General features: G+C 43.4%; 2 protein-coding genes. Both read right to left on the bottom strand.

Annotation, left to right across the window (positions count from 1 at the left end; all coding sequences use genetic code 11):
* Positions 1–789 precede the first annotated feature (789 nt).
* The gene (gene cofH, locus IQ242_RS21480) at positions 790–1,926 is read right to left on the bottom strand and encodes a 7,8-didemethyl-8-hydroxy-5-deazariboflavin synthase subunit CofH (RefSeq protein WP_193961345.1); all 1,137 of its coding nucleotides are present in this window, start codon (positions 1,924–1,926) and stop codon (positions 790–792) included.
* A 137-nt stretch (positions 1,927–2,063) separates the two neighbouring features.
* Positions 2,064–2,750 (bottom strand): photosystem II biogenesis protein Psp29, encoded by a 687-nt coding sequence (psb29, locus tag IQ242_RS21475; RefSeq protein WP_193961346.1) that lies wholly within the window; start codon positions 2,748–2,750, stop codon positions 2,064–2,066.
* Between the last annotated feature and the right edge of the window lie 132 nt (positions 2,751–2,882).

Genomic DNA, 2,882 nt, shown 5'->3' with positions numbered 1-2,882 from the left:
CGATGTAACCCTTATTATAGTTAACTCCGTAAACAGGGTTCAAGGTGACGATTTCAAGTTCGGCTTTTTGTTGTAGTTGAGTAGTCATTTTTTTGCCTCTCAGAACGTATTTTTTTTATGTTGATTGTTGCAAGAGAAACAGGTAAAGTCACTAGACTTCACTTCAACAAGATAGCGATCACATATCTTCTCTCCACCACTGCCAAGACTTTTTCTGGTGGCAACCTCCCCAATATCTGGACGAGAGAAATTTCTAAGGAGCAATCCCCTTTTATTGCAAAGTTAAATAAGTAAGATCATCTTGCAAAAGTCCCGCAAGACTCAACCGAGACAAAGGACGTTTTAACTCTGTTCGGAAATGATATAGATGAGTTAGATAGCTGGCGCGACTAGGTAAAATTAGGTGCGGTATTTATACTTACTACTCTAGATCGTCTATCAGAGCTTGCTGCCCTAAAGACGGCAAATTAATATATTTCTTGAGGTTTCTATATATAAGTTTACAGAATATCGTTGAGCTATTTATTACTAAAAAAAGTTGAGTTTGATGGCAAACCATCTTAACACCTAAGCTCGCCAACCTGAACTTTAGCTGATTCTCGATCGCAATTTTAGCCCACCCTAGCACTGCGCTCTTTTGCCACGAGGATTTTTACCAAGAAAAATGATCTGTCTGCCTGAGAACAGGCTATAGTGATCATCAAACCCTCAGTGAAAAACTTCCCGTGTCTTCAGTATTCCGCCTTCCTCCCTATTTTTCCCCCGCTCTGCAGCGTCGAGTCATGAGAACTAATAGATTGTATCCCGTTGACGGGCCGGGCGATCGAGGGATTTAATCGCCGTTGCTAATTCCTCGACGGTCAAACAAGTACCGCCCAGGGCCCCGGCCATAGTGGTAATATGTTCTTCCATGAGAGTGCCACCGAGATCGTTGCAACCCCAGTTTAAAGCTTCTGTCGCCCCCTGTAAGCCCAATTTTACCCAACTGGGTTGATGATTTTTAATGCTATTGCCCAAATAAATCCGCGCCACTGCCGTTAACTTTAATGTATCGGCTAAAATTGGTTGATCTCGTCCGACTCGATTTCTCAGGGGTTTGGGGGCTGATTGTCCCACAAAAGGCAATAAAATAAATTCGGTGATTTTAGCCCGATAATTATTTTCTAGGGCGATTTCTTGCTGTTTTCTAATTTTTTCAAGGTGCTGCACCTGTTGGCTAGGGGTTTCAATATGACCGCAGAGCATGGTACTGGTGGTATGTAACCCCAAGCGATGAGCAATACCGACTATTTCTAACCAAGTGGCAGCATCGATTTTTTCTGGACAAATTACCCGTCTTACCTCATCGACTAACACCTCGGCAGCCGTCCCCGGGAGAGAATTGACTCCTGCTTCTTGCAGGGAAGCGATAACTTTTTCGTAACTTAAACCGTCTTCTCTAGCAATAAATTGGACTTCTTGGGGCGAAAAAGCGTGTAAATGAAGGTTAGGAAAGGCTTGTTTCAGGTTTTTAACAATTTCGAGGTAATAGTCTAAGGAATTGCCCTTAATCTTGGCTTTTGGGTTTAATCCTCCCTGCATACAAATTTCTGTGGCCCCACGACGGACAGCATCGGCCGCTTTAGCGATAATTTCCTCTAAATTAAGCCAGAAAGCCCCCTCTTCATTTTCATCGCGTCTGAATGCACAAAAACTGCAATGCTGCTCACAAATATTACTAAAATTAATATTGCGATTGATAACGTAGGTGACGGTATCTCCTGCCTGTTGACGACGCAAAAAGTCGGCCGTTTCCCGAATCCGGGCAATTAAACGGTTATCGGTAGTTTCTAGCAAGATAATCGCTTCTTTTGCCGATAAATTCGCCCCTGACCGCGCTTTTGCCAAAATATCGGTTACGGGTGCGGTGATGGAGGAGTTAGTCACGGGAGATAAATATTAAGGGTTGCCAATCCTAATTGTAGAACGAGGTCAGAAGGAACAGTAAAGAAAGAGAGCCGATTTAATCCTTTTTCTGTTCCCCATTCCCTTGTCTGCACGCGGTAATTTCCGGTTGAGAGCCTTTATTGCGGGGTGGTTTGTTTTTCCTGTTCTTTTTGTTGACGTTTTTTCTTTTCTGCTTCTAGGGCATCTTCGATAACCTTGAGCAGCTGATCCATTTTATCAAGATTACTGCGATAAACATCGAGGTCTTTTTGCAGTTTCTCGCTGGAGAGATGCAGAATTTCTGAGAACTTTTGCAAAATTGGTTCGCGTTTTTCTTTTTCCTTGATCATGTCCGGTTGTGCTTCCGCTAAAATGGTATAGAGACCGATGGCAAACAGGCGACTATACTTAAACTTAGGCGCATTAATCACCGAAACTAGACTATCAGACAACTGATTGTTACCACCGAGAGCAGGGTTTTGCAGTTGGGAAAGCAAGGAATCAATATTAGTTTCTTTGGCAATAGCGATCATATTTTCGGCATCACGACGATAGACTTCGGAATTACCGTTAACCGCTTGGCACAAAGCATTAAAAATATTCGGTTTATCCTCCCCCGGACGATAGCCTTCCATGAACTTCTCGAAAGAAGTAACCACACCAAGGGCATAAATTGGATCATAATGGAAATCTACATTAACGGAGAGCAGGTGCATCTCGACTAATAATTCCTCAACCACGCGCCGATACACCGAATTGATGGGGCGGGTGTGGCGAGTATAAAAATCACGCTTACTATCGGAAACAGTACGAATTTTGTCCACAGAACCAAACTTCATAAAAATTTAACACTGCTCTCATTTTCTCCCTTCTCGTTCCCCCTGACAAGGCCAGTGATCACCAAAGAGCGGCAAGCAGTCAGTCCAGAGAGAGCAAAAGAGCGAGTAAGATAGGGC

This window comes from Microcystis sp. LEGE 08355 (genome assembly GCF_015207185.1).
Lineage (GTDB): Bacteria > Cyanobacteriota > Cyanobacteriia > Cyanobacteriales > Microcystaceae > Microcystis > Microcystis panniformis.
This window is presented reverse-complemented; position numbering and strand designations above follow the sequence as displayed.